The organism is Streptomyces sp. NPDC051907 (assembly GCF_040681075.1).
GTDB lineage: Bacteria > Actinomycetota > Actinomycetes > Streptomycetales > Streptomycetaceae > Streptomyces.
On sequence record NZ_JBFAYB010000007.1, the window covers coordinates 60,105 to 83,528 of the forward strand.

General features: G+C 69.9%; 27 protein-coding genes. 13 read left to right on the forward strand and 14 right to left on the reverse strand.

The features are described from left to right. Positions 1-222 precede the first annotated feature (222 nt). Complete coding sequence (locus tag AB0M39_RS06950; protein WP_365360979.1) at positions 223-816, forward strand: hypothetical protein; 594 nt, start codon at positions 223-225, stop codon at positions 814-816. Between the two features lie 26 nt (positions 817-842). Next, a complete protein-coding gene (locus tag AB0M39_RS06955) occupies positions 843-1,370 on the forward strand; it encodes an RICIN domain-containing protein (protein WP_365360981.1) in 528 nt (175 codons plus the stop codon). Between the two features lie 289 nt (positions 1,371-1,659). Here AB0M39_RS06955 and AB0M39_RS06960 read toward each other — a convergent pair whose 3' ends face one another. The 3 genes from AB0M39_RS06960 to AB0M39_RS06970 form a co-directional block, all read right to left on the reverse strand. Next, positions 1,660-2,502 (reverse strand): hypothetical protein, encoded by an 843-nt coding sequence (locus AB0M39_RS06960; protein WP_365360983.1) that lies wholly within the window; start codon positions 2,500-2,502, stop codon positions 1,660-1,662. A gap of 182 nt (positions 2,503-2,684) precedes the next feature. Next, positions 2,685-3,077, reverse strand: coding sequence for a VOC family protein (locus AB0M39_RS06965; RefSeq protein ID WP_365360985.1), 393 nt, complete (start codon positions 3,075-3,077; stop codon positions 2,685-2,687). Beyond that, positions 3,074-3,376 (reverse strand): metalloregulator ArsR/SmtB family transcription factor, encoded by a 303-nt coding sequence (locus tag AB0M39_RS06970; RefSeq protein WP_365360987.1) that lies wholly within the window; start codon positions 3,374-3,376, stop codon positions 3,074-3,076. The genes AB0M39_RS06965 and AB0M39_RS06970 overlap by 4 nt, the downstream gene beginning before the upstream one ends. A 183-nt stretch (positions 3,377-3,559) precedes the next feature. Between AB0M39_RS06970 and AB0M39_RS06975 the strand changes: the two genes are divergently transcribed. The 3 genes from AB0M39_RS06975 to AB0M39_RS06985 all read left to right on the forward strand — a co-directional run bounded on the left by AB0M39_RS06975 (position 3,560) and on the right by AB0M39_RS06985 (position 6,344). Beyond that, positions 3,560-4,744 carry a cytochrome P450 gene (locus tag AB0M39_RS06975; RefSeq protein ID WP_365360989.1) on the forward strand — a complete coding sequence of 395 codons (1,185 nt, stop codon included), beginning with the start codon at positions 3,560-3,562 and terminating at the stop codon, positions 4,742-4,744. A 139-nt stretch (positions 4,745-4,883) separates the two neighbouring features. Beyond that, positions 4,884-5,525 (forward strand): hypothetical protein, encoded by a 642-nt coding sequence (locus AB0M39_RS06980; protein WP_365360991.1) that lies wholly within the window; start codon positions 4,884-4,886, stop codon positions 5,523-5,525. A gap of 60 nt (positions 5,526-5,585) precedes the next feature. Next, positions 5,586-6,344, forward strand: coding sequence for a DUF1775 domain-containing protein (locus tag AB0M39_RS06985; protein ID WP_365360994.1), 759 nt, complete (start codon positions 5,586-5,588; stop codon positions 6,342-6,344). A gap of 257 nt (positions 6,345-6,601) precedes the next feature. On the opposite strand, the gene AB0M39_RS06990 is transcribed toward AB0M39_RS06985, so the two are convergent. Next, entirely contained in the window at positions 6,602-7,492 is an 891-nt protein-coding gene (locus tag AB0M39_RS06990) for an NAD(P)-binding domain-containing protein (protein ID WP_365360996.1), read from the reverse strand. Positions 7,493-7,668: 176 nt separating this feature from the next. Here AB0M39_RS06990 and AB0M39_RS06995 point away from each other — a divergent pair, with 176 nt between their 5' ends. Continuing rightward, the gene (locus AB0M39_RS06995) at positions 7,669-7,998 is read left to right on the forward strand and encodes a helix-turn-helix domain-containing protein (RefSeq protein WP_365360998.1); all 330 of its coding nucleotides are present in this window, start codon (positions 7,669-7,671) and stop codon (positions 7,996-7,998) included. A gap of 79 nt (positions 7,999-8,077) precedes the next feature. Here the strand turns inward: AB0M39_RS06995 and AB0M39_RS07000 are convergent, their stop codons facing one another. Continuing rightward, complete coding sequence (locus AB0M39_RS07000) at positions 8,078-8,443, reverse strand: hypothetical protein (RefSeq protein WP_365361000.1); 366 nt, start codon at positions 8,441-8,443, stop codon at positions 8,078-8,080. A gap of 415 nt (positions 8,444-8,858) precedes the next feature. Next, entirely contained in the window at positions 8,859-9,404 is a 546-nt protein-coding gene (locus AB0M39_RS07005) for a hypothetical protein (RefSeq protein WP_365361002.1), read from the reverse strand. Positions 9,405-9,642: 238 nt separating this feature from the next. Here AB0M39_RS07005 and AB0M39_RS07010 point away from each other — a divergent pair, with 238 nt between their 5' ends. Both AB0M39_RS07010 and AB0M39_RS07015 read left to right on the forward strand, forming a co-directional pair. Further along, positions 9,643-11,067 (forward strand): ATP-binding protein, encoded by a 1,425-nt coding sequence (locus tag AB0M39_RS07010; protein ID WP_365361004.1) that lies wholly within the window; start codon positions 9,643-9,645, stop codon positions 11,065-11,067. Then, positions 11,064-12,140, forward strand: coding sequence for a tetratricopeptide repeat protein (locus AB0M39_RS07015; protein ID WP_365361006.1), 1,077 nt, complete (start codon positions 11,064-11,066; stop codon positions 12,138-12,140). The genes AB0M39_RS07010 and AB0M39_RS07015 overlap by 4 nt, the downstream gene beginning before the upstream one ends. Positions 12,141-12,158: 18 nt before the next feature. Here AB0M39_RS07015 and AB0M39_RS07020 read toward each other — a convergent pair whose 3' ends face one another. Beyond that, entirely contained in the window at positions 12,159-13,052 is an 894-nt protein-coding gene (locus AB0M39_RS07020) for a GNAT family N-acetyltransferase (protein ID WP_365361008.1), read from the reverse strand. An 88-nt stretch (positions 13,053-13,140) separates the two neighbouring features. On the opposite strand from AB0M39_RS07020, the gene AB0M39_RS07025 reads away from it, so the two are divergent. Continuing rightward, positions 13,141-13,689 carry a GNAT family N-acetyltransferase gene (locus AB0M39_RS07025; RefSeq protein ID WP_365361010.1) on the forward strand — a complete coding sequence of 183 codons (549 nt, stop codon included), beginning with the start codon at positions 13,141-13,143 and terminating at the stop codon, positions 13,687-13,689. A gap of 80 nt (positions 13,690-13,769) precedes the next feature. Here AB0M39_RS07025 and AB0M39_RS07030 read toward each other — a convergent pair whose 3' ends face one another. The 3 genes from AB0M39_RS07030 to AB0M39_RS07040 all read right to left on the reverse strand — a co-directional run bounded on the left by AB0M39_RS07030 (position 13,770) and on the right by AB0M39_RS07040 (position 16,485). Continuing rightward, a complete protein-coding gene (locus tag AB0M39_RS07030) occupies positions 13,770-14,318 on the reverse strand; it encodes a DUF1062 domain-containing protein (protein WP_365361012.1) in 549 nt (182 codons plus the stop codon). Positions 14,319-14,694: 376 nt separating this feature from the next. Continuing rightward, on the reverse strand, positions 14,695-15,549 hold the full coding sequence (locus AB0M39_RS07035; protein WP_365361014.1) for an alpha/beta hydrolase: 855 nt from the start codon (positions 15,547-15,549) through the stop codon (positions 14,695-14,697). A 273-nt stretch (positions 15,550-15,822) separates the two neighbouring features. After that, positions 15,823-16,485: a DUF4097 family beta strand repeat-containing protein gene (locus tag AB0M39_RS07040; protein ID WP_365361016.1), complete on the reverse strand. Its 663-nt coding sequence runs from the start codon at positions 16,483-16,485 to the stop codon at positions 15,823-15,825. Between the two features lie 224 nt (positions 16,486-16,709). Between AB0M39_RS07040 and AB0M39_RS07045 the strand changes: the two genes are divergently transcribed. Beyond that, entirely contained in the window at positions 16,710-17,444 is a 735-nt protein-coding gene (locus tag AB0M39_RS07045) for a helix-turn-helix domain-containing protein (protein ID WP_365361194.1), read from the forward strand. A gap of 95 nt (positions 17,445-17,539) precedes the next feature. Beyond that, the gene (locus AB0M39_RS07050) at positions 17,540-18,583 is read left to right on the forward strand and encodes a hypothetical protein (RefSeq protein ID WP_365361018.1); all 1,044 of its coding nucleotides are present in this window, start codon (positions 17,540-17,542) and stop codon (positions 18,581-18,583) included. Positions 18,584-18,671: 88 nt separating this feature from the next. On the opposite strand, the gene AB0M39_RS07055 is transcribed toward AB0M39_RS07050, so the two are convergent. Continuing rightward, complete coding sequence (locus tag AB0M39_RS07055) at positions 18,672-19,796, reverse strand: MFS transporter (protein WP_365361196.1); 1,125 nt, start codon at positions 19,794-19,796, stop codon at positions 18,672-18,674. Between the two features lie 235 nt (positions 19,797-20,031). On the opposite strand from AB0M39_RS07055, the gene AB0M39_RS07060 reads away from it, so the two are divergent. Continuing rightward, positions 20,032-20,364 (forward strand): hypothetical protein, encoded by a 333-nt coding sequence (locus AB0M39_RS07060; protein ID WP_365361020.1) that lies wholly within the window; start codon positions 20,032-20,034, stop codon positions 20,362-20,364. Between the two features lie 86 nt (positions 20,365-20,450). Here AB0M39_RS07060 and AB0M39_RS07065 read toward each other — a convergent pair whose 3' ends face one another. Beyond that, complete coding sequence (locus AB0M39_RS07065; RefSeq protein WP_365361022.1) at positions 20,451-21,611, reverse strand: hypothetical protein; 1,161 nt, start codon at positions 21,609-21,611, stop codon at positions 20,451-20,453. Between the two features lie 134 nt (positions 21,612-21,745). Here AB0M39_RS07065 and AB0M39_RS07070 point away from each other — a divergent pair, with 134 nt between their 5' ends. Next, the gene (locus AB0M39_RS07070) at positions 21,746-22,270 is read left to right on the forward strand and encodes an ATP-binding protein (RefSeq protein WP_365361024.1); all 525 of its coding nucleotides are present in this window, start codon (positions 21,746-21,748) and stop codon (positions 22,268-22,270) included. A 10-nt stretch (positions 22,271-22,280) separates the two neighbouring features. On the opposite strand, the gene AB0M39_RS07075 is transcribed toward AB0M39_RS07070, so the two are convergent. Together AB0M39_RS07075 and AB0M39_RS07080 are read right to left on the reverse strand one after the other, a co-directional pair. Continuing rightward, entirely contained in the window at positions 22,281-22,829 is a 549-nt protein-coding gene (locus AB0M39_RS07075) for a GNAT family N-acetyltransferase (protein ID WP_365361026.1), read from the reverse strand. A gap of 64 nt (positions 22,830-22,893) precedes the next feature. Next, the gene (locus AB0M39_RS07080; RefSeq protein WP_365361028.1) at positions 22,894-23,334 is read right to left on the reverse strand and encodes a VOC family protein; all 441 of its coding nucleotides are present in this window, start codon (positions 23,332-23,334) and stop codon (positions 22,894-22,896) included. Positions 23,335-23,424 lie beyond the last annotated feature (90 nt).

A 23,424-nucleotide genomic window follows, 5' to 3' on the forward strand; every position in this document is an offset into this window, starting at 1 on the left:
GTTGCAATGATTTTGGATTTAATGCAACAGTGCTTACGCGGTTCATTGCAATGGTTGACGGGTGAACGCTATAGCGGAGACCTCGCTCGCCCTTGCCCGCGCGCACCTTCCTGCGCTGTGGGCCAACAACCTCTGCGCGGATTGACGATGCTTCTCGCAAGCACGGAGCGCACACTCGGCGGCACCGAGCCAGATTGGCCGATGCATGACAGGAGTGAGCGCATGACGAGGGTGTGGAAGAGGGCGGCCGTCGCGGCCGTGACGCTGGTGGCAGGAGTGCTCGCGACGCCCGCCGTCGCCCAGACCGCTGGACCCCGGCAGACCGGCGCATCCACGCAGACGCACCAGGACGCGGGCCCGCGGACCGTCGCCGACGGCCCTGCCGACAGCCGGCCCGCTCCCGGGGCGCGCGTCGCGTACGACGCCGAGGCTCCCGTCGGCTCCTGGGCGAACCCCCGGATCCTCTCCGAGGAGACGTCGTCGACGCCGAGTGCGGCGGCGTCCTCCAAGTGCTACGACGTCGGCGTGTACTACTGCCGGCGCTACGACGCCGGCTGGGGCTACTTCAAGCTGGCGACGGAGCTGGGATCCGATCATCACGAGTACGCGAGAGCCCTCGGCCAGGTCTACAACGGCCATTACGAGGTGTACATGGACCGCTCGTGGAACAAGGGAGCCGACTGGCACGGGCGGCTCAACCTGGAGATCAACAGCCCCACCTGGACCGACGAGCTCTTCGACGGACCGCCGTTCGTGACGCGAGCCTGCCTGTACAACACGGGACTTCGGCAAGTGGCGTGCGGCGCATGGCACTGAAGGCGGCACACGGAAGGAGCGGACCGATGGTGCGACGCACGACAGCGGGAGCCGCGGTGGTCCTCGCCGCCTTCCTCCTGCTCTTCACCCAGGCCTCGGCGGCGTATGCCCTGCCCGGCACCAGGATCGTCTCCATCAACGGCGGCCGCTGTCTGTCCGTGCCCGGAGCGACGAACAACCCCGCGGAAGGCCTCATCATCTGGGACTGCGACGGGTATCCGGACCAGAACTGGTACATCAAGTACGAGAGGCGCAGCGGCGGCGGAATCCCGTACTACTCGATCCGCAGGGCCGACAACGGATACTGCGTGTCCGTAGACGCGGCTCGGAAGGACTGGGGCGCACGTGTCACGCAGTACCCGTGCGGCAGTCCCCGTCTCTACCCTGACCAGTACTGGAACTACCGCTACATCGCCCAGAAGGGCGGGCACCAGTTCGTCAACGAGAACAGCGGCTTGTGCATGGGGGTGGCCGGCGGCAACCCGAACAACCTGGGCGAGGTCATCCAGTGGCCCTGCGGGGACTGGGCCGACCACCACTGGGCGTTCTACTGATCCCGCCCCCGAGGGGGGTGCATTTCCAGCCCGTCCGGCGTTTGAGGACGGACCTCGCGCGGGGGAGCCCGCACGAACGGTGGGCTCGCCCCTGCGGGGTTGCATTTCCAGCCCGTCCGGCGTTTGAGGACGGACCTCGCGCGGGAGGGCCCGCACGAACGGTGGGCTCGCCCCTGCGGGGTTGCGTTTCCAGCCCGTCCGGCGTTTGAGGACGGACCTCGCGCAGGAGGGCCCGCACGAACAGTGGGCCAGCCCCCGGGGGCCCTTCGCACGCCGCCCCGCCCCGCCGCTAGAACCCCTCGCCGAGGACCGCCATGACAGTCATCCAGATCGCGAGCACCGCGCCGTTGAGCCCGCAGAAGAGGATGAACGACCCCAGGGTGATGTTGAAGCGCCGCATGAACGGTGACTCGGGTACGACTACGTCCGAGGGGTCCCGCGGGTCGTAGCTGGCCCGTACGAACGGTGCGAAGCCCAGGTGGGACAGGACGCGGGTCGTGCCGGTGCTGTCCGTGTACAGGTACGCGCCCGGTCTGTCGGTCAGCGACGCTACGACGGTGATGCCGTGCTTGAGCAGCCGCCGCTCGCGGTTCCACGTCCCCACGCAGTACACGCCGGCCCCGAGGCCCACCGTGCCGAGGAAGCCGGTCGGCACGACGGCGACGGCGACGGCCGCGTCCCCCGCTGCCGCGGCAGTCACGCACAGGGCGACGACCCCGCCCAGACAGCCGATCACGAACCGCTTGAGCCGGCGCAGGAACTTCTGACGCCGGGTCATGGCGAACGTGCGCAGGACGACGAGCGAGGCGCCGTCGATCTCCTCGTTCTCCGCGTTCCCTGCGTTCTCTGCGTGCTCCTCGTTCCGCTCGGGCAGCAGAGCGTTCACCCCGTCGGCGAAGACGACGGCCGCAGCCTCGCTCACATCCTCGATCCGGTGGACCGACGGCGTGGCCCCGGCAGGCGCCTTCAGCTCGACCGTGACACTCCGCGCCTCGGCGTGGACGCGGGCGATCGCTCTGGCGGGGATCGTCAGCTCGTCGCCGGGGCGTTCCAGGACCAGTCCGTCCGGCTCGGCGCTCAGGACGGCTCCGCCGCGTCCCTGCAAGACAGGTATGGAGGATGTGATCGACATGAGCGTGATCGTAAGGCGAAGGGGCCGTTTTCGGCACCGGTGTCCGGGGCCCTTGAAGCACCCCCGCGTCGGACGGTTGCCCGCTGACGGACGGAGGGCGAGTGAAGGTGCGCACGTCGTCCGAGGTTTCCCCGGCGAGGACCCGTCGCCGCCGCGGCCGAGCCCCGCACGCGACCGGCCGCCTACTGCGGCTGTGTCGCGATCTGGATCAGGTTGCCGCAGGTGTCGTCGAAGACGGCGGTGGTGACCGGGCCCATCTCCAGGGGCTCCTGGGTGAAGCGGACGCCGAGGCCGGTCAGACGCTCGTACTCCGCCTTCACATCGTCGACGGCGAACTGGGCGAGCGGGATGCCGTCCTCGACGAGGGCGTCCCGGTAGGTCTTGGCGGCGGGGTGGCCGGTGGGCTCCAGGAGGAGTTGAGTGCCGCCTGGCTCGTCGGGCGAGACGACGGTCAGCCACCGGTCCTTCTCGCCCAGCGGGACGTCGTACTTCTTCACGAAGCCGAGGATCTCGGTGTAGAAGCGCAGGGCCTTGGCCTGGTCGTCGACGAAGACGCTGGTCAGATGGATCTTCATGGGGTGCTCTCCTCCGGTTCGGATGCGTCGGGCACGAGCCATCGCTCGGCGATCTGCCGCAGCGGGGCCGTGTTGAGGTCGTGGAACTTGTAGCGCCCCTCCCGCCTGGTCTCGACGAGCCCGGCGGCCTCCAGCACGGCGAGGTGCTGGGAGACCGCCTGGCGCGAGATGCCGAGCTGGTGCTTCATGCTCAGCCGCGAGCAGATCTCGAACAGCGTCTGTCCGGATTTCTCCGTCAGCTCGTCGAGGATGGTGCGGCGAGTGGGGTCGGCCAATGCTTTGAAGAGGTCGTCGGCCACGACCACAGGATAGGCAACCATTCACTTGCCTATCAAGTCGAGACGCAGACGGCGGGCTGACTCGGGACACGACACCGGGAGTCGGCGGGCTCAGGCTCACGCGCAGATTCGGGCGCAGGCTCACGCGCAGATCGCGGCTGGGCGGCCGGACACTGACCGGAGCGATCGGCCTAGGCTGCGATCATGGCTACCGCGTTCCCTGACCTGCCCGCCTTGATCGCTGACCCTCACACCGCGTATACCCGGCTTCGGGAAGCCGGTCCGGCACACCGGATACCCGGCCCGGACGGCGTGCCCATATGGCTGGTCACCCGCTACGCGGACGTGAGGCAGCTGCTGGCCGACCCCCGGCTGTCCCTGGACAAGGCGCATCGCTCTCCCGGCAATTACCGGGGTTTCTCACTGCCCCCGGCGCTCGACGCCAACCTGCTGAACATGGATCCGCCGGATCACACCCGGATCCGGCGCCTGGTCGGCAGAGCCTTCACGCCAGGCCGGGTGGAGCAGATGCGCCCGGGCATCCAGTCCCTGGCCGATCAGCTGCTGGACGCCATGGCCCCTCAGGGGCGCGCCGACCTCGTCGCCGAGTACGCCGCGCCGCTGCCGATCGCTGTCGTCTGCGACCTGCTGGGCGTGCCGCACGACTCACGCCTGGACTTCCGCGCCTGGACCGATGCGCTGGTCGCCCCGGATCCCGACGACCCGGGCGCGGTGAAAGAGGCCGTGAAGGCCATGCTCGCGTACTTCCCCCAGCTGATCGCCGACAAGCGCCGCACTCCCGGCGCCGATCTGCTGACCGATCTAATTGACGTGCGCGACGACGGCGACCAGCTCACCGAGGACGAGCTGACGTCACTCGCCTTCCTCATCCTGGTCGCCGGCTACGAGAACACGGTGCAACTCCTGGGCACCGCCGTGCTGGCACTGCTGGACCACCCGGAGCAGCTGGCGGCGCTGCGCGAGGACCCGGCCAAGATCGAGGACGCTGTGGAGGAGTTCGCCCGCTACGACGGCCCGTCCGCCCTCGCCATCCGCCGCTTCCCCACGGAAGACGTCGAGATCGGCGGGGTGACGATCCCGGCGGGGGAGACGGTCATGCTGTCGCTTTCCTCCGCCAATCGCGACCCCAGCCGATTCCCCGACCCCGACCGGCTCGACCTGGACCGACAGCCCGGCGGGCACGTGGCCCTCGGGCATGGGATCCACTACTGCGTGGGCGCCCCGCTGGCGCGGCTGGAGACGCAGATAGCCGTGAGCACACTCCTTCGACGCTTCCCCGCCCTGGAACTGGACGTGCCACGGGACGAGCTGCGTTGGAGGCCGTCCATGCGTGCCCGGGGGCTGGTCGCGCTGCCGGTGCGGTTCTGACTGCCGTCACCGCCCGATGACCGCGCTGCACTGCCCGTCACGCTGCTACGACCGAGCCGAACGTGCCCGGCGCCGGCAGCCGCGGCCGATCCGGGAAGCGGTGTACGGCCGGGCGGGAGTGCTCCATGATGGGGCAGCCATGCAGTGGACCAGCATCACCCGCTCCGCGCGCCGCTCCGGTCGCAGACCGGCGAGCGGCGTGCCGGGCTGGGCTGTCCGCGCCGGCCTGTTCAGCGCGGTCGGGACGGGCCTCGCCGTCACCGGGCACCATCTGGCGTCGGGCCACACAGTGCCCTGGCGCGCCGGCGTACTCGGCGGCCTCGCGCTGTTCCTCGTCGCCCTGCCGCTTGTGCGCACTGCGCGGTCCCTGCCCGTCGTGATGCTCGCCACCCTCGCCAACCAGGGCCTCCTGCACCTGTGGTTCGAGCACGCGCAGGCAAGCCTGCCCCACCACTCCAACGCGCCGCACGGGAGCGACGGCGCCTGGCACGCCGGACGCCACGGCCTGTCCATGGCCGCCGCTCACCTTCTGGCCGCGCTGATCGTGGCCTGGCTGATGCACCGCGCCGACATCGCTGTCCGGTCCGTCGTACGCCACCTGGCCGGCATGGCCGTGAACCTCCTCGCACGGCTCCTCCCGAGGGGCCTGCGCGCGGCGGCGCGATGCGTGGCGCCGCACCTGCTGCGCGCACGGCCGGTGCCGCCGTCTCAGAGCTCCTTGGTGCTGGCGTACGTGGTCGTGCGCCGAGGGCCGCCCGGCAGACGGACTCTTCCCGTCTGACCCAGCACCTGCCCCGGCAGGCCCGTACCGCCCCGCACCCCCGTCCCCGTGGAGTCATCTGTGTCTCGCAGCACTTGGGCGCGCGTCGCGCGCCGTTCCCCCATCGCCCTCGTCGGAGCCTTCGTCGCCTCGGTCGCGCTCGCGGCACCCGCGTCGGCCCACGTCGAGGTGGACGCGGACGGCGCCCGCGCGCTCGCCCAGAACGTCGAGGTCTCCTTCAGCGCCGAGTCCGAGTCCGCCTCGGCAGGCATCACCAAGCTGGAGGTGATCCTCCCCTCGGGTCTCAACCCGGCCGACATCGGCTACAAGGACGGGCCGAAGGGGTGGAAGCTCGCCCCCACCGACCGGGGATACACCGTCGCCGGTCCCGCCGTGGCAGCCGGCGAGGACGTTTCGTACTCCGTGATCGTCCGGCAGCTGCCCGACGCTGAGTCGGTCGCCTTCAAGACCCTGCAGAGCTACAGCGACGGCCGGGTCGACCGGTGGATCGAGCTCGAGAAGTCCCACGACGACGGCGGCGGCCACGGCCACGGCAACTCGGCCCCCGTGCTGGAGCTCAAGCCGGCTGCCGCCGGGGCCAAGCCGGTGCCGCCCAGCGCCAGCGCCACCACCCCCGAGCCCGCGACCCCGGCTCCGACGACGCAGAAGCCCACCGCCGCGGCGTCGGGGGCGCAGGACTCCGACGCGGCAGGCAAGGAGACCGCGTCCGATGACTCGTCCTCCATGCCGCTCATCATCCTGAGCGGCGCCGTCGTGCTGGTCGGCGCCGTCGCAGGCGTCTGGTGGTGGCGCCGTAAGAGCAGCGCGGACGCGTCCTGACGGCAACCGTCGTCGCCCGCGCATGCCGTGGTGGAGTCCGCCGCGGCACGCGCGGGCGCCGTTGTCCGAGGGGGTGAGCGTGGGCCCGGTGGTGTCTCCGGGCCGGCCCTGGCCGCGCTTCGCTCACGCGCGAGCAACGGCTCCAGCGCCTGGGCAGCGACGCCCGTACGTGTGCCCCTGCACGCCGGACACCGCTGATCGGCGCACAGGGGCTCGCACCGTGTGTCTGCCCGTTCCGCCCTTTCTGCCGCCCTCGGCTACAGGCTCTGACTCGGATTCTTGAGCACCTCCGTCAGAGCGGAGATGCTGTGATCGCCATGGCCGGCGTCGACCGCGCGCTTCAGCAGGTCGTGGAAGGGCTTGTGCCACTCCGTGTCGAGGTTCGCCTCCTTGCCGAGCTCCTCGTCATGAGCGGCTCCGGCCAGGAACAGGTTCACCGAGGACGCGGGCTCGCTGTAGTCGCCGCTGTCGATCTCCTGGGCGAAGACGGGGAGTATCGAGTTGATCATCTCGAACCATTTGACGGTGAACCGGACCATCGATGCGGCATCGAGCCCACGCGCCTGCATCGCCGCCGCGCCCTGGAAGAAGCCGACGAGGGCGGGCAGCAGAGTGCCGCCCACCGCCATCTCGTACAAGGCGGCCAGGTCCGGATCGGCGCCGAGGTAGACGGTGTCGCCGCCCAACACCCGTAGCGTCGAGGCGAACTCCTCGAAGACGCTGTTGTCGCCGCCGTAGTACAGGAGAGTGCCCTCGGCGCCCACAGCGGCCGGCACGTTCTTGATCGCGCCGCCGAGGTAGCGCGCGCCGTGCCCCCGAGCCCATGCGGCCATCTGACGGGCGCCGGCCGGGGAACCGCTGTTGAGGGTCACCAGGGCACGTCCCTGGAGGGTGCCCGCGGCCGGTTTTAGGGCGCCGATCGTGTCGTCGTACGTGGTCAGGCAGGTGATGACCAGCTCACTCGCCGCCACCGCCTCGGCCGTCGTCGGCGCGCGTACGGCGCCTTGGGCCACGAGCGGTTCGGCCTTCGACGCGGTCCTGTTCCAGACGGTGGTCGGGTGTCCGGCGCCGATGAACGCCTCAGCCAGTGCGCTGCCCATCGAGCCCAGCCCGACGACGGTCACGGGCGTGCGGTGGTGCGCGGCCATGTGGTGCTCCTGTCTGCTGTCGACTCACCTGCGGACGGAGAGGCGTCAACGCAGGTTCTTCATGCGGGAGTTGCTGCGATCTCGCCGCGATACCCCTCCATGGTGCGCGGACGCTGACGCATCGACAAGTACCTACAATTCTGTCGGGTACCCACAGTCTTGTGAGGGGAGTGCTGGTGACGAAGCGGAGCTATACCTGCGGACTGGACGCCGCCATCGACGTCATGGGCGGGAAATGGAAGGGACTGATTCTCTTCTGGCTCGGCGAGGGGACGCTGCGCTTCGGCGAGCTGCGCCGCACGGTGACAGGCATCAGCGAGCGGATGCTGATCCTTCAACTGCGGGAGCTGGAGGCGAGCGGCCTGGTACACCGCGAAGTCCACCACCAGGTCCCGCCGAAGGTGGAGTACTCGCTGACCGAGTTCGGCCACTCGCTCAACGCCGTCCTCGCCCCACTCGGCCAGTGGGGCGAGGAGCACATGGAGCGCCTCGAGGCCCTCCCCTAGGCCTGGCGGGCCCGATGGGCACACCCAACGACCTGGCAGACATCTGTAGCCAGTGCGCGTGGCCGACTACGTACTCAGGTCAGGCGCGTCTGCCGGATGCGAGCAGTTCGTCGACGGCGGTGCGGATGGATTCGTCCTGGGTGAAGCCGCGCCAGCCGCCGTTGCAGCGAAGGCGTTGATCGAGGGCGGCGACGCCGATCAGGAGATCGGCGGCCGGCTGAGCCGCTTCGCCGATCTGGGTCAGATGGCGTACGGCCGGGAGCATGACCGGCAGGTAGGCGCCCACAGCCAGGCCCTGGACAGCCGTCGTCAGTGTCGGAACGGTGGTCTGGGTGTCGCCGGTCGCCGCCCACACGGCGTGCGCCGCCCGTACGCTGGTCCACGGGTCGGTGTCGGCCGTCATCCTGCGCATCCGGTCGGCGAAGGGGGCCGCGTGCGAGCCCAAGTCGGCGAGCCTGCGCAAGGCGGGGTGGGGAAAGCGTCCTTCGGTCGCGGCGGGTCCGAGCACTGCAAGGACAGGTCCGGGATCGCCGCCGACCTTCCAGTACGCCCAAGCGGCGAGCTCCGCCCGGATTCGGCCCCGCGCACCGCTGCAGCAGACCGGGCACGTCCTCGGCCGATCCATAGTTGTGCTTCAGCACTGCCCAGTCGACCGCGCTCGTTCCACCCACATGCGCGTGACCGTAACGCCGCACCCGACATCCGGTCGAAGGGCTGACCGATCACGGGGAGCCAGCCGGACCGCAAGCCGTGCGAGGGCCCGGTGGTGCGCGTCGTCCGGGAACGTCTGCTGGCCGGGCTCTGGAACAGCGCGGTCGGCCCTGCCCTCACTCGGACACCGCCACCGAGCACGAGGGCGCCTACCCGGAGAGCTCGGCCCGCCACGGTCGTGGCCAGTTCCCCGACGGGGGCAGATCTCCCGCGATGCCGAGGTCACGCCGCGCGTTCTCGTAGAAGGCGTCGCGCGCCGCACTCGCCCGCTGGTGGGCCTTGGTCCACATTCCGGCGTCGACCGGCCCCTCCCGTACGAGCAGCTCGATGGTCCAGATCGACTCGTGCCAGCTCCGCGCCGCCGCGATGGTCGAGGCATCCCCAACGAGCAGGACCGACTCCCACTCCGTCGCACGGTGGGACTCCGCGTCGGCGAGCAGCGGAAGACCCTCGGCCGGCTGCAACGGATCGGCCACGTCGGCGAATCCGAGTGCAGCGCCGATGCGCTGGGCGGTGCGAAGCTGCGCTTTGACGGAGTTGGCGTAGCGGCCGTACGTCTCGAAGCGCCTCTCGTCCCAGCGCTCCTCCCGCTGCCGCTTCCACCGCCGACGCTCGGTCAGGCTCTGCACGGCGTACGAGCCGAGCGAGCCGACCACGACGCCTATCAGCGCGGGCAGTTGGTCTAACAGCGTCACAGTCTCTCCCCACTGTCTGGCTGATGCCGCCTAGTCATCGCTCCACGGCTGGCATCCCCCTACCCACCCTCGCCATGGAGCACTTCTGCTCGCGCGTCCCGGCGGGCGAACGAGTACCGACGAAGTGCCCGTCCGGATGGTTGACGGCACCCGGTCATGCGGTGGTCGGCGCTGTGGTGATCCACCACACACCACCCTGCCTGGACTACCGTCGGCTGCCCCACGTAAAACATGGATCATGCCGGAAGAGTCTCCCGCCCCTGAATGCCCTGAATCCCCGCTGATACAGAGCCTGCGCACAGCCGTGGCCGCCGCCCCCGAGGACGTGCCTCTGCGGCTGCACCTCGCCGAGCTGCTGCTTGCCGCGGGTCTGCACGACGCGGCTGTGACGGAAGCCGCGGCGGCGTTGCAGCATGCGCCGGGGGACGCGGCGGCGCGGGAGCTGATGATGCGGGCGATGGGGATACCGGCGGCCCCCGCGCCCCAGGCACCCGCGCCCCAGGACACGTCCGCGCCCGCTGAGCCGCTCGCGTCCACCGAGCCGGCAGTCACCGCCGAGCCAGTCGCGCCCGCCGAGCCCGCAGGCACCGCCAAGCCAGCCACACCCGCCGAGCCAGCCGCGCCCGCGCCCGCGGAATCCGCCGCCCCCGACGAGTCGTCCCGCCGCAGCGGATTCGACTGGCGGGCGGCCGAGCACGAGGTCGACGGCATCGTCGAACCCCGCTTCGTCGAGTCCCCGCTCGCCGCCGACGGCAGCGGCGACCCCGGGGACGCCGACGCCTGGGACGTGACCGGCCCCGGCGCCGTACGGCTCGCGGACGTCGGCGGCATGCAGGAGGTCAAGGACCGCCTCGAAGCGGCGTTCCTCGCGCCGATGCGCAACCCCGAACTGCGCAAGCTGTACGGCAAGAGCCTGCGCGGCGGACTCCTCCTCTACGGTCCGCCCGGCTGCGGAAAGACCTTCATCGCGCGTGCCGTCGCCGGCGAACTCGGCGCGAGCTTCCTGTCCGTGTCCGTCAACGACGTCCTCGACATGTGGATCGGCAACTCCGAGCGCAACATGCACGAGATCTTCGAGACCGCCCGCCGACAGGCGCCCTGTGTCGTCTTCCTCGACGAGCTGGACGCGCTCGGCGCCAAGCGCAGCCGTACCCAGCACAGCGGCATGCGCAACACCGTCAACCAGCTCCTCACCGAGCTCGACGGCATCCACTCCGCCGCCAACGAAGGCGTGTTCGTCCTCGCCGCCACCAATGTCCCCTGGGACGTGGACATTGCGCTCCGACGTCCCGGACGGCTCGACCGCACGCTGCTCGTCCTGCCGCCCGACGCCACCGCCCGCGACGCGATCCTCCGCTACCACCTGCGGGACCGTCCCATCGAGGCAGTCGACCTGGGACGGCTCGTCAAGGCGACGGACGGCCTCTCGGGCGCGGACTTGGCCCATGTCTGCGAGTCGGCGGCCGAGAGCGCGCTGCTCGACTCGGCACGCACCGGCCGGATCCGCATGATCGGCATGAAGGACCTGCTCGACGCGGCGAAGTCGGTGGTCCCGTCGACCGAGCCGTGGTTCGCGGCGGCGCGGAACGTGGCGATGTTCGCCAACGAGGGCGGTATGTACGACGACCTGGTGACGTATCTGAAGAAGAGGCGGAAGCTGTGAGCGTGAATCCGTTGGTGGCGCGAGCCGGTGCGCTGCAGGCGGCAGGCCGGTACGAGGAGTCCAAGGCCGTGCTGGCCCCCCACCTCGCCGAGGAGCCGGACGACGAATGGGCCTGGCAGATGCTCGCCGTCGCCCACGAGCGGCTCGGCGAGTACGAGCCCGCGGAGCGGGCCGCCACCGAGATGCTCCGGATCTCGCCCGGGCACGTCGGCGCGCTCATTCTGCTGTCCCGGGTGCTGCTCCGCGTCGGCAGGCAGCCCGAGGCGCGGGCGGCGGCAGAGGAGGCCGTCCGCAGGGCGCCCGACAAGTATTCCTCGCATTTCGCGCTGTCCAGCGTGCTGGTCGCCTATAACTCGGCCCCGCCCGCCGACTACGAGCGGGCGTACGAGGCGGCCCACGAGGCCGTGCGCCTGGCCCCGCATGAGCCGGAGGCCCACCAGGCCCTGTGCTACGCGGCCGTACGCACGGACCGTCAGGACGTCGCGAAGCAGGCCCTGGTCGAATGGCTGCGCCTCGACCCGTCCAACGAGACGGCCCAGGCCATGCACACCGAGGCGACGGCCAACGCCCCGGACGTCACGGCCGCCCAGGCCGCGGAGATGTACTCGACAGGGCTGGCGGGCGCACCCCAGTCCCCGATGCTGCGCAGCGGCCTCGACCATGCCACGTACCGCCTGCTGCGGGGCACACGCTGGCTCGCGCTCGTCTGTCTGGCCGCCGCGGGGGTGATGATCGACCTCTTCGCCACGACCAAGGACCCGATCCTGCGGGAGCTGCCCGTACCGCTCGGCAACCGCGTCTGGGTGCTGATGATCATGGCCGCGATCTGGGGCTTCGGCGCGCTGCTCCGCTACCACCGGATGCGTACCGGAGTGCAGCTCAACATCCGCTCCCTGGTACGCCGCGGCCGCTGGGCCCGGATCGTGGTGGTACAGGCGGCGTTGACCATGCTCTGCGCACTGCTGATATCCCAGATCCCGTGGACCGACCGGAGTGTGCCCGAGGTCCTGTTCTGGGCGGGCTTGGTGGTGCCGCTGTCGACCATGGCGTACGACCGCAGGAAGACAGGGTGAGCTGGTGAGCCTTCCTCGTCAGGAGGGCCCTGACAGCCTGTAGGAGTACAGCCGGTCGATCTCTTCGAATCCGGAGCTGTCGTACAGGCTGTTGGCCGCCGTGCGGTCCCGATCGTCTCCAGGCGGTGCGTCGTCGTCGACGTAGAGGATCACCTCCCTTGCTCCGAGCCCGGCCAGGACGTCGAGCGCGGAGCCGAGCACGGCCCGGCCGATCCCGTGCCCTCGTGCCTCGGGCGCCACCTCGATCCACCACAGGACGCCCGTGCCCTGGACGGGCACACCGACGACCGCCTCGGCGACGACGCGACCGCCCCGACGAGCCTCCAGCCGCCGCGCGTTCTCGCCTCTGGGGTCAGGACCCATGTCCACATGCGACAGGCGAGGCAGCGTGTGGGCGGGCAGGTCGGCACGCATATACCGCCACAGCCGCTCACCGGCGAACCCAGCGCCCTCCAATGCCCGGGCCGTGGCCGGCCGGTGGCGGACAGGGAGAGCCTCCAGGCCGAGGGACAGGGCGGAGGCGAACTGGAACGCCTCCACGCGCCGGGGAGCCAGCTCGGCGACGGCGTGTCGGATCAAGGCATCGGCGGTCGCCTCGTCTTCCCGGCAGTGGAGCCACAGGATGTCGCCGGTGTCGCCCTTCGCGCGGACGGCGTACGAGACGACGCCCACGACATCACCGGCCGCGTTCACGGCCACCTGGGTCGCCAGTCCTTGCAGATCGGCCCACCAGTCCGTGTCGACTGGCGAGCGTCCGTGCAGGGCTTCACCGAGCATATGGCGGTTCGGCTCAGGCTGGCCGGGCAGCCGGTCCGCGTCCACCAGGCGCAGCACATCGGATTCGTCCGCGAGGGTGTACGGGCGCAGCGTCACACCGTTTCCGAGGCCCACCGTCAGGTAGTCGTCACTCATCGCCCGCCTCCCCGCGCCAATCGCCCGGCGAACCTGTCCGGTCACAGCACTAGTGGAGCAGACAGACGACGAGTTCTAACGTTGGTCCATGCTCACGATGCCGCCACGGGTTGAACTACGCCCGCTCACCCTCTCCGACCAAGAAGAGTTCTGCACACTCGTGCAGGCCAGCTCCCAGCTGCACGAGCCCTGGATGCAGCTGCCCGCGACCGCGGAGGAGTTCAAGGTCTGGATGCGCCGTTTCGACGACGGCGCCAACCGGGGCTTTCTGGTCCGGGTCCGCGAGACCGGCGAAGCCGCCGGCATGGTCAACATCAACTCGATCATCCGCGGCCGCTACCAGGGCGCGTCCATCGGCTACGCGGCCTTCGCCCCCTCCGCGGGGCACGGGTATATGACCGAGGGGCTCGCCGCCACCCTGGACCACGCCTTCACCGAACTGCGGCTCCACCGGCTGGAGGCCAACATCCAGCCGGGGAACAAAGCGTCCCTGGCCTTGGTCCAGCGGCTGGGCTTCCGCTACGAAGGGGTCTCGCCCGACTACCTCTACATCGACGGGGACTGGCGGGACCACGAACGCTGGGCCATCACCGCACCGAACCCCTGGACACCCGATCCATCCCTTCCCAAGGTCTGAGTCGCACACCGCGCGCAGGAAACACGATCGAGGGCCTGTCCGGCAGATCTCGCCGGACAGGCCCCTGGCCCTGAGGAGGTTCAGCGCTTGAGCGTGAAGGTGAAGTCGCCGGAGAGCTTGCCGCTCAGCCGGACTGCCGAAACGAGCTTCCCCTCCGTGATCAGTCGCTCGACCTCGGCCCGCGAAAGACCGCAGCCTTCAGCGATCAGTCGCACCGGCCGCACAGGGATCCGCGCCGCAAAGCGGACCGAGACGTCGATCACCTCGCGGTCCAGGTGATCCGATCCGGCGGTGTCGAGGCGCCAGGCGTCGTCCCAGTCGAGGGCGATGCGATTGCGGCGCCGCACGACCGGATCCTGGAGCAGCTCGGCTGCCAGACCAGGGTCGTTGTCATGCAGCCGGTCCAGCAGCTCAGGTCGTACGGAGCGCACGTTCGTCCGCTCCAGGACTGTCAGCTTCGTCGTTGCCCCGCAAGAGGTGCAGAGGGCGAGGAGCCAGGCGTCGATGAGCTTGTGGTGTGCGTTGACGCGGAATTTGCCGTTCGCCCGGAAGCGCTCGGACGCGCAGGTGTGGCAACGGCGGAGGACGAGCGGCAGGCAGGTGGGCACGACCACCCAGTTTTCGAGCACAGAAGTACACCGGTTTCAGTGAGAAGTCCGCAGCAAAAAGCAGCGCGGCGCACATGCGCGACGCGCGACAGATCAGCACTCGGGAGGTCTCACACGGTGTACAACGGCACGTCCTTGCCTAGACGACGTGGTTCGGCAGCACGGTAGTGGTGCACGGCGACGCTGCTCCACTGGTTTTCGAGCGTCGCGCCGCCAGGCTCGGATGGGGTGTCTGCGTAGGCAGCGGCGTGTGGCTGGGCGGGTTGCTCGGCCGCACAGCCGAGTGACCCGCCCAGCTCGCCTGGCCGCGGCGCCGATCCGAGTCGGATCGCGAACCCTCGCCCATAGGCGGCGAGTTCACGGCAGAAGCGGGGTCCGTCCGCCGAGCCGGGATTTCTCAGCCGGGCAGTCCTCGAACGAACTCGGCGACTCGGGTCGCCACCCCTTCTGGAGTCTCCAGGATCATGAGGTGGGTGGCGTCGATCCGGTGGACGCTGATCGTCGGCCGCGTGCGGGAGAGCGTGTCCAGGTCGTCGGAGACCCCTTGTGCGAACCGGGCGCTGAATTCGCTGAACCACTCCATGCCCGGCGCGGGAGGCAGTCGTCGGCCTGCCTGCACCAGCAGCAGTGGGCGGTCGACCCCGTCCAGCCATGTGGTGACACCGGGCGCCCCGAGCCTGTGGAGTTCGTCGAGGATCTCCAGCGCTTCGGTGCGCTCCGGCAGTATCTGCCATGTGCCGTCGGGCAGTGGGCGTGCGGCCGAGCGGGCAGCGGTCTCCGCATGGTCGGCGGGAATCCCGAGCCGGACGGAGTTGACGACCTGCTGCTCGATGTACTCGGGTGGCGCGATGGTCCCGGCCGACGCCAGCAGCCCTTCACCCACCCGTTCGGCGCCGGGGTACTCGGGTCCCCACCAGAAGCCGTCGAGATTCACGGCGGCCCGGGCACCGTCCGGGTGGGCCCGGGCGTACTCGACCGCGACCAGTCCGCCGAGGGAGTGGCCCACGACGACGGCCTCCGGCACGCCGTGCGCGTCGAGTGTGTCGGCGATGTGCCGCACCACGGTGGGGATGGTCCAGGGGGAGGTGCGCGGAGAGCGGCCGTGCCCTGGAAGGTCGACGGCGAGGACGCGGTGCCCGGCGGTGAGCAGGGCGGCCGAGGCGTCCCAGTCGGTGAGCGACCGTCCGAATCCGTGCAGGAGAACCAGTTGAGGGCCTTCGCCCCCGAAGTCATGAACTTGTAGGAGTGTCATCGGGCTTCACTGTAGGAGGCCTACACCGTCTTCGAACACCGGATTCCTGGCCGGACAGCTCGGCGCGCTAGGGGAGTTCCAGTCGGCGCGTCGGCGGCCTCGGTCCGGCGGGTGGCTGCAGACGCGGGCTTCCTCGCGGCCTCGTCCAGGTCGAAGCGCTCCAGGGGCCCGGCGGGCGACCCGCCGCCCCTGGCGCTGGGGCAGGTGGTGCAGGTCGCCGACGTGCGGGCGGAGGCTGCGGGCTTGGCGACCGCGGGCTTGGCGACCGCGGGCTCAGAGGCTGCGCGCGGCGACGTCGCCGTGGGTGGTGGTCGCGTGGATGTCGAGTTCGGTGGCGCCGTCGTTCTTGAGGCTGTTGCTGATGCGGCCGTAGGAGGTGCCGGCGTCCAGCGAGGCCGAGACTCCGCGGGCGGCGCCGACCGAGATGTCGCCGGACTGGGTGCTGAGCACGACCTTGCCGCGTACGGCCTCGGCGATCCGGATGTCGCCCCGCTGGGTGCTGATCTCCGCGGGGCCGCTCAGCCGGCCGACCTCGACGTCGCCGTCGCTCGCAGTGAGGCGGACGCTCGCGGCCTCGTCGATCTTGATCTGGTGGTAGGCGCCGTCGAAGACGACGTCGCCGACGCGGCCGACGGCCCGGAACTCGGCGGCGGCCGCCTTCGCCTCGATGCGGGAGCCGACGGGCAGCTGGACGGTCACCTCGATGGATCCGGAGGGGCCGAGGTACTGGTTCTTCGTCGGGACCTTGATACGCAGGACACCGTCGGCGTATTCGACCGTGGTCTGCTCCGCCGCCTTCACATCGCGGCTCTTCGAGGCCTTCGCGGGCAGGACCTCGACCGTGGTGTCGGCCCGGTCGGCGGCGATGATCTGGACGCGACCCGCGGGGATGTCGAGGACGGCGGCGATCGGGGTGGGGGTGGCGAACTTCTGCATCGTGCTCTCCTTGCGGGGTCGTTGTTTCGAACAATGGAAAAGCTACGTTGCATTCGAAGGTCTGGCAACTGATGCGTTGCATGAGATCTGCATATGCACAGCTCAGAGCAGTGAAATCGTTGCAATGATTCTGAATTTAACGCAACATCAGCCCGCATGCTTGTTGCAATGGATGAGAAGTGAACGCTATGCTGGCGGCCTCAGGGAACATGAAGGAGGGCGCGATGCCGGGAGGCAGGCTCACTCAGCAGGAACGCCAGCAGATCGCGCTGGGGCTGGCCGACGGCCTCGCCTACGCGGAGATCGCCAGAGGTCTCGAGCGTCCGACCTCGACGATCACGCGTGAGGTGATGCGCAACGGCGGCCCCACTGGATACCGCGCGGACCTCGCCCACCGGGCCACGGAACGGCGGGCCCACCGGCGCAGGCCTGCCTCGCCCCGAGGGCCGGAGCCGGTCGCCCAGCCGCACGGACGCGACGCCGAGGCCGTCCGTGAGTACGAGGAGCTGTTCACCACCGTCATGATGGAGTCGGGCCTGCCCAAGATGATGTCGCGGGTGATGGTCTGCCTCCTCACCACCGACGCCGGCAGCCTGACGGCGTCCGAGCTCGCCCAGCGCCTCCAGGTAAGCCCGGCGACCATCTCCAAGTCGATCGCGTTCCTGGAGAGCCAGACTCTCGTCCGCAGGGAACGCGACGAACGCCGTCGCGAGCGCTATGTCATCGACGACGACATCTGGTACCAGTCGATGCTCGCCAGCGTCCGGTCGCTCACCCAGCAGGTCGAGATCGCACGGCAGGGCGTCGGCGTCCTCGGCCCCGGCACCCCGGCCGCCGTCCGCCTGGAGAACGTCGCCCGCTTCCTCGACTTCGTCTCCGAGAGCCTCGCCCGCGCCGCGGAGCAGGCCCGTGAGGTCCTCTACACGAAACCCGAGGCGGCCTCAGACGGCACTGCCTGAGTCCCGTTCAGCAACCTCCCCCCAACCCGTGCCACAGCGCAGGTCGAAGGGGGTTGCCCTATCCGGACCCGGGCGGTAGGCGATCGGGGGACGCTGTGCACACTGGTGTGGAAGTGGCGTGCGGGGGCAAGATCCCCGGCGGTGATCTGGAGACGGTACGGGCGGGTGTGCGGCTCGGGGCGGAGGAGGAGTCCTACGACGAGGAACGGGGCCGGTACCGCTGTGTGCTGGTGAGCGACCAGGACAAGGTCGTGGTCGCCGTGGACGCCTATCTGGGCGGGGCTGACCGGGACCAGGAGCTGTCGTTCATCGGCGACTCCCATGCGCGGTACGCCGTTCTGCCGGGCGGGCTCCCCGGCTTCGAGGCCGAGAACAGCATCGTCTACCTCATGCCCGAGTGCCCGCGCCGGGCCAAGGAGCCCTTCGGGGAGCACCACAGGCTGGTGGTGAGGACCTGGACGTACTTCGCCGAGAGCCGTGAGGAGAAGGCGGCCATGCTCCGCCTCGCGGTGCGGATGACGAACGAGATGACCGAGAAGCTCGACTGCGGCGGCGAGCCGCTGCCCGCGCCCAAGGATGGGGCGGTGCCGGACACCGGCAGGTATGTGCCCCGCGCGCAGGCGAAGGGCACCGCCTGCAACGCGCTCGCCACCACCCGCGTCCCGGCGGAAGGACGCGACGGAACGGTCCGCATCGCCATCGCCGACGGCGGGGTCGTCGGACGTTGCACCCTGTACGCGCCGAAGGAGGCCGACGACGGGTACCGGAGCAAGCGCGCGAAAGCGGGCAGGCCGCTCGTCGAACTCACCAGCTGGCGCGGCGACTGGGCCGGGAACATGAGGGAGAGGGGTTCGGGCCCCGACCCGCTGCCGATCGGCGAAGGCGCCGCCGCCTGGAAGCCCGCGCTGACCGAGCACCGGGCGTGGGCCGTCGCCGAGTGCGGCGGCGAGAACGCCGGCTTCGCCGCGCACTGGGCCGACGACTACCCCTACCGGGAGGCAGGGGAGAAGTATGAGCCCCCGACGCAGGCCCAGCGGCAGGAGCAGCGCGTGCTGTTGAGCGAGTGCATCACCGCGTTCGCGAAGGACCAGGTGCGGCGCGGCGACTGCACGGGGCTGCAGCTGCCGGACACCCGGTGATGCGTGCGGCCGCGCCTTCCCGTCAAATGCCGTGCCCGCCAAGGATGTTGACGGGTTCGCATCGCCGGCACAGTTCTGCGCGGCAGTTCTACGCGGCGGACTCCGGTCCGCGACGCAGCAGCCACCCGCCGAGTAGCGCTGCGCACGCCCCGACAGTGAGCAGCCCGCCGGCGAGGAAGGCGGCTCGCACGTCGGCGAGCCGCAAGACCAGTCCGCCGAGCGCGGCGCCTGCCGCGATGCCTGCGTTGTAGGCGCCGGAGTTCGCCGCGAGGGCGATGTCCGTACGGCCCGGTGCGCACTGCAGCATCGCGTTCTGGGTGGTCATGAACGCCGGCCCGAGCGCACCGCCCATCAGCACCAGGAACACCACCGCCGCCACCGGATCGGCGCCGGCCGCGTACAGGCCCAGCATGCCCACTGCCTGCATGACGACGGCGGCGACCAGCGCGGACTGCGGAAAGCGGTCCAGCAACACCCCGGTGATGCCCACCCCGGCCAGACACGCGGCGCCGGAGGCCACCAACAGGGCGCTGACCGCGCTCGGGGAGAACCCGCTCACCTCGCCCAGGAACGTCACGACGTAGGTGTATCCCGCGAACGCCCCAGCGGCAGACAGGGCCCCGGCCGCCAGCACGGTCCCGAATCGGCGGGCGTCGGGACGGGTGCCGTAGGCCGAGTGCTCTTCCTCCGGATGCGAGGTCGGCAGCAGAACGGCGATCGTCACCAGAGAGACGAGCCCCAGAGCCGCCAGTGCGGCGACCGGCACGGGCCAGCCGTCGTGCTGGCCCAGCCAGGTCCCGGCAGGCACGCCGAGGACGACGGCGAGCGAACCGGCGACGGACAGCGCCCCGACCACCCGACCACGGACCTCGGGCGGGTACAGGCCCACCGCGACGGGCCCCATCACGGCCCAGAACAGGGCCTGGGCGAGCGCGGTCAGCAGCCGCGCCACAAGGAGCAGCCAGTAGGAGGTCGCCAGCGACGCAGCCACACTGGACACGACCAGAGCGGCCAGCAGCCCTGTGAGCACGTGCCGCCGGGGCACAGACCGCATGACATGGGCGAGCGGCACAGACGCGACGGCCACCGTCACGCCGTAGCCCGTGACCAGGAGACCGACCGCCGACACGGACACCCTCAGGCTTTCGGAGATGAGCTCCAGGAGGCCGATCGGCAGGTTCTCCGCGGTGTTGAACGTGAAGGCGGCCAGCATCAGCGCGAACAGCACCGCCGACCTGTGCCATCGAGCCGGCTGCGCTGCGACCCCAGCGCCTGGTCCCGACCCCGCCCGCCGCACTTGCTCCGTGGCACTGTCCATGGACGTACCCCAGCGGGCTCGCCGGTCCCGCCGCAACCGAATTCATCGATGAGATTGATGAGTACGAGGATCAGCCGACCTGAGTACGCCGGCGCAGGCCAACCGGCGCCGAAGCGGCTTGGCTGTACCTATGGACGAGACAACCCCCGCCCTGAACACCGGCCGCGCCGCCGAGACCCGAGCCGTCGACGTGGTGTTGATGTACGTCACGACGTTGGCGGTGGCCCTGATCCCAGTGGCGCTTCTCTTCGGGGGCATGGCCCAGATGGCCGCGGCGGTTCATCCGCAGACCGTGGCGGTCGTCATCGTCGGCTGGTGGGCGTCCTGGACGGCCACACCGCTGCTCGTGGCGGCCTTCCGGCTGTCCCTGAGACACCCCGCTCTGACCACGGCGGGCCGCTGGGCGGGGTGGGTCGCGCCGGTCGCCCCGACGGTCACCGTCCTGCTGTCCCTCGGCCTGTAGACGCCGGACACAGGTGGCATCGCACATGGGGCGCTCAGCACGGCAACCCTCTCTGTACGGGGCCCCTCACCCACCGCCGGTTCGAGTCAGACGCGGTGCGAGGTGCCGCGATTCCGGACGGACTTCACGTACGTCAGGAAGTCCGTGGCCATGGCCAGTGCCTGCTGATTCGTCAGGGCGGAGGGGACGAGGTCTGGCCGGTAGTCCGGGTGCTGCAAAGACATTCCGTTGACCTCTGCCGATGCCGCGGCGAAGTTCTGGTACGCGTTGTCGGTGCACAGATACGAGGTCACCGACGGCGTTTTCACGGCCTTGACCCCGTTCTGGTAGAAGGGCTCGTGCTCCACCCGTCGTCCGAAGTCCCTGTTTCCCTCCGCGAGATCCCGGAAATAGGCGAAGCCGATCTCGTCTCCGGCGATAGGGCGCGGTGCGATGAAGCCCGGACCTTGTGCCCTGGTGGTGCGGCGCATGATGTTGCCGATGAGGAACTGGCTGTCGTCGGGTTGCAGGTAGACCACTTCCTTCACCGACGCCAGACACATGATGCCCGTGCACTGCGCACAGGATTCCAGCGAGGTGTACACCGTCACATCGCTCAGCAGCGTGGAGTATCCGGACGCGACCTTCTCGGCGCTCCTCGGTGTGACGCGCTCAGCCCGGTCGGTGAGGGAGGTCGCGAACACCTTGTGCTCCTGGCGCTGCGGAACACCGCCCCTCCCACGCTTCGGGCTGTCTCCGTCGACCTGCCAGGGTTCGTAGATCTGATTGAGCGCGAACACACGTCGCACGAGTCGTGACTCGGCATGCTCGACCGAACTGTCGAAGAGGTCGTTGTGGTTGAAGTCGTAGTCGATGATCCGCCCTTCGGCGTCTACGGCGAGGGCGGCGATGTTGTGCCCCAGATAGCTGCCGCCCTTGTACAGCCGCGGTTGTGCGGCCAGCAACTGGTTCGCGCGCCAGTCTCCGTAGTCACCGGCCTCGCCGTACTTGTTGCCGTTCCAGTAGTTGAGAATGACGGCCGCCAGGAGAAAGGAGTAGATCCGATGGCGCTCCTGGGCCGGCTCGGCGATCGGCGGCTCATCGAGTCGTACCAGCTCGCTGACGGGCTTGTTCCAGAACGGCTTGAGTCCGCGTGGAATCGACTCGTCCGGTACCTGTCCGTCTGGTGCCTGTCCGGCCGTGTGAGTCTCCGTACCCATGGCGCTGGCTCCTTCATCGCGGGCGGTCGCTCCATCGTCGTCGCCCACGACGGGAAAGCCCTTGCGCAACACCCGAGTGCGGCGGCCTGCTCACCTGATTGGGCGGCACCTGGGGGCGCCAACCCGTGCCGGATGTCTGCCGCGCCTTTTCCCGCGGCCCGGGCCGCGCTAGCGTCACGTCCATGATCGTATGGCTCAACGGAACCCACGGCGCAGGCAAGACGACGACCAGTGCGCTCGTGCAGCAACTGCTCCCGGGTTCACGGGTGTTCGACGCCGAGAAGGTCGGCGAGACGCTCATGGACATCACGCCGGGGCTGCCGACGACGAGCAACTTCCAGCACTGGCCGCCGTGGCGGCCGCTCGTCGTCGAGACCGCCCGTCGCGTACTCGACTACACCGGCGGCACTCTGGTGATGCCCATGACCGTCCTGGTCGAGGAGTACTGGCGCGAGATCAGCTCGGGCCTTGCCCAGTACGCCATTCCGGTACGGCACTTCGTCCTCCATGCCGACCAGCACACCCTCCGCGGGCGCATCGCGGGCGACACCGTCACCGGCCTCAACTCCCCGTTCCGTCTCCAATACCTTGAGCCCTACGCCGAGGCGGCCCGCACCTGGCTGCACCGCGAGGCCGAGGTCGTCGACACCACGCGCCTCACACCCGCCCAGGCAGCCCTGCGGATCGCAGAGGCCGTCAAGGGCTGAGCCACCTGGCTCAGCCGGACGACGTCACCGCGGACCGCACACCGAACCACTGCTCGGCGCCGTACTCCTCGAACCGCTCCACCTCGGTGAACCCCAGCTTCGCCGCGAGGCGCATCGCGCGGTCGTTGGCGGACTGGGTGGAGAGCACCACCGGCTCGCTGGGCAGTACGTCGGCGAACCAGTCGAGTGCCGCCGCGCACGCCTCGGCCGCGTACCCGCGTCCCCACGCCTGCGGCAGGAGCATGTAGCCGAGCTCGGCTTCCCCGCCCTCCGGTCGGACGCGACCCGTACGCTCCGCATCGCGCCGATCGAGCGTGATCATGCCGATCATCGCTCCGTCGAGTTCGATCACGAAAAGGCCAGAGCGCCGACCGGGCGCCTCGGGCATCGCGCGTTCGAGCTCCTCGCGCGGGCGAGAGCCGCCGATGTAGACGCCCACCTCGGGCGATGCGAACAGCTCGACGAACGCCGCACGGTCTCGGGCCTCGGACTCGCGGAGCACGAGACGTTCGGTCCGTATCGGGGCAGGCGGCCAGGCGACGGGTCCAAGTCCATTCATGGTGGGGAACCTATCGCAAGCCCGTGCGAGTGATCCGATGAGTGGACGGTCCCTTCGGCGGTTTTCAGCCGAGCTCCTCGGCCAGGCCGACGACGATGCCCTCGGGGCCGCGGACGTAACAGAGCCGGTAGACGTCCTCGTACTGCTCCAGCTCGCCGACGAGTTCGGCGCCGTGGGTGCGCAGACGGGCGACGACGTCCTCGATGTCGTCGACGGCGAACATGACGCGACGCATGCCGAGCGTGTTCGCCGGCGCGTCCCTCGGCTCGGCGGCGATGGCCTTCGGCCGGTGGAACTTCGCCAGCTCCACTCGGCCATGGCCGCCCGGGACCCGCAGCATGGCGACGTCCTGTCGGACGTCGTCGAGCCCGATGACGCGCTCCGCCCAACGGCCCTCGATCGGCCCTCTGCCCTCCAGCTCCATGCCGAGCTCGACGAAGAACGCGATGACGGCGTCCAGGTCCTCGACGACGATGAGGACGTTGTCCATGCGCTTGATCGCCATGCTGGCCTCCCTGGTGTGTACGGCCACCGTGGCCGGATCTGCCCCTGGGACGGAGCCGACACGCCAGATTCGACACGCGCAGCGAGGGGG

Bases quoted from the DNA above. Each gene is read 5' to 3' on its own strand.
- AB0M39_RS06950 (WP_365360979.1), top strand. From the start codon at position 223: ATGACGAGGGTGTGGAAGAGGGCGGCCGTCGCGGCCGTGACGCTGGTG.
- AB0M39_RS06955 (WP_365360981.1), top strand. From the start codon at position 843: ATGGTGCGACGCACGACAGCGGGAGCCGCGGTGGTCCTCGCCGCCTTC.
- AB0M39_RS06960 (WP_365360983.1), bottom strand. From the start codon at position 2,502: ATGTCGATCACATCCTCCATACCTGTCTTGCAGGGACGCGGCGGAGCC.
- AB0M39_RS06965 (WP_365360985.1), bottom strand. From the start codon at position 3,077: ATGAAGATCCATCTGACCAGCGTCTTCGTCGACGACCAGGCCAAGGCC.
- AB0M39_RS06975 (WP_365360989.1), top strand. From the start codon at position 3,560: ATGGCTACCGCGTTCCCTGACCTGCCCGCCTTGATCGCTGACCCTCAC.
- AB0M39_RS06980 (WP_365360991.1), top strand. From the start codon at position 4,884: ATGCAGTGGACCAGCATCACCCGCTCCGCGCGCCGCTCCGGTCGCAGA.
- AB0M39_RS06990 (WP_365360996.1), bottom strand. From the start codon at position 7,492: ATGGCCGCGCACCACCGCACGCCCGTGACCGTCGTCGGGCTGGGCTCG.
- AB0M39_RS07010 (WP_365361004.1), top strand. From the start codon at position 9,643: ATGCCGGAAGAGTCTCCCGCCCCTGAATGCCCTGAATCCCCGCTGATA.
- AB0M39_RS07020 (WP_365361008.1), bottom strand. From the start codon at position 13,052: ATGAGTGACGACTACCTGACGGTGGGCCTCGGAAACGGTGTGACGCTG.
- AB0M39_RS07025 (WP_365361010.1), top strand. From the start codon at position 13,141: ATGCTCACGATGCCGCCACGGGTTGAACTACGCCCGCTCACCCTCTCC.
- AB0M39_RS07035 (WP_365361014.1), bottom strand. From the start codon at position 15,549: ATGACACTCCTACAAGTTCATGACTTCGGGGGCGAAGGCCCTCAACTG.
- AB0M39_RS07040 (WP_365361016.1), bottom strand. From the start codon at position 16,485: ATGCAGAAGTTCGCCACCCCCACCCCGATCGCCGCCGTCCTCGACATC.
- AB0M39_RS07045 (WP_365361194.1), top strand. From the start codon at position 16,710: ATGCCGGGAGGCAGGCTCACTCAGCAGGAACGCCAGCAGATCGCGCTG.
- AB0M39_RS07055 (WP_365361196.1), bottom strand. From the start codon at position 19,796: ATGCTGGCCGCCTTCACGTTCAACACCGCGGAGAACCTGCCGATCGGC.
- AB0M39_RS07060 (WP_365361020.1), top strand. From the start codon at position 20,032: ATGGACGAGACAACCCCCGCCCTGAACACCGGCCGCGCCGCCGAGACC.
- AB0M39_RS07070 (WP_365361024.1), top strand. From the start codon at position 21,746: ATGATCGTATGGCTCAACGGAACCCACGGCGCAGGCAAGACGACGACC.
- AB0M39_RS07075 (WP_365361026.1), bottom strand. From the start codon at position 22,829: ATGAATGGACTTGGACCCGTCGCCTGGCCGCCTGCCCCGATACGGACC.
- AB0M39_RS07080 (WP_365361028.1), bottom strand. From the start codon at position 23,334: ATGGCGATCAAGCGCATGGACAACGTCCTCATCGTCGTCGAGGACCTG.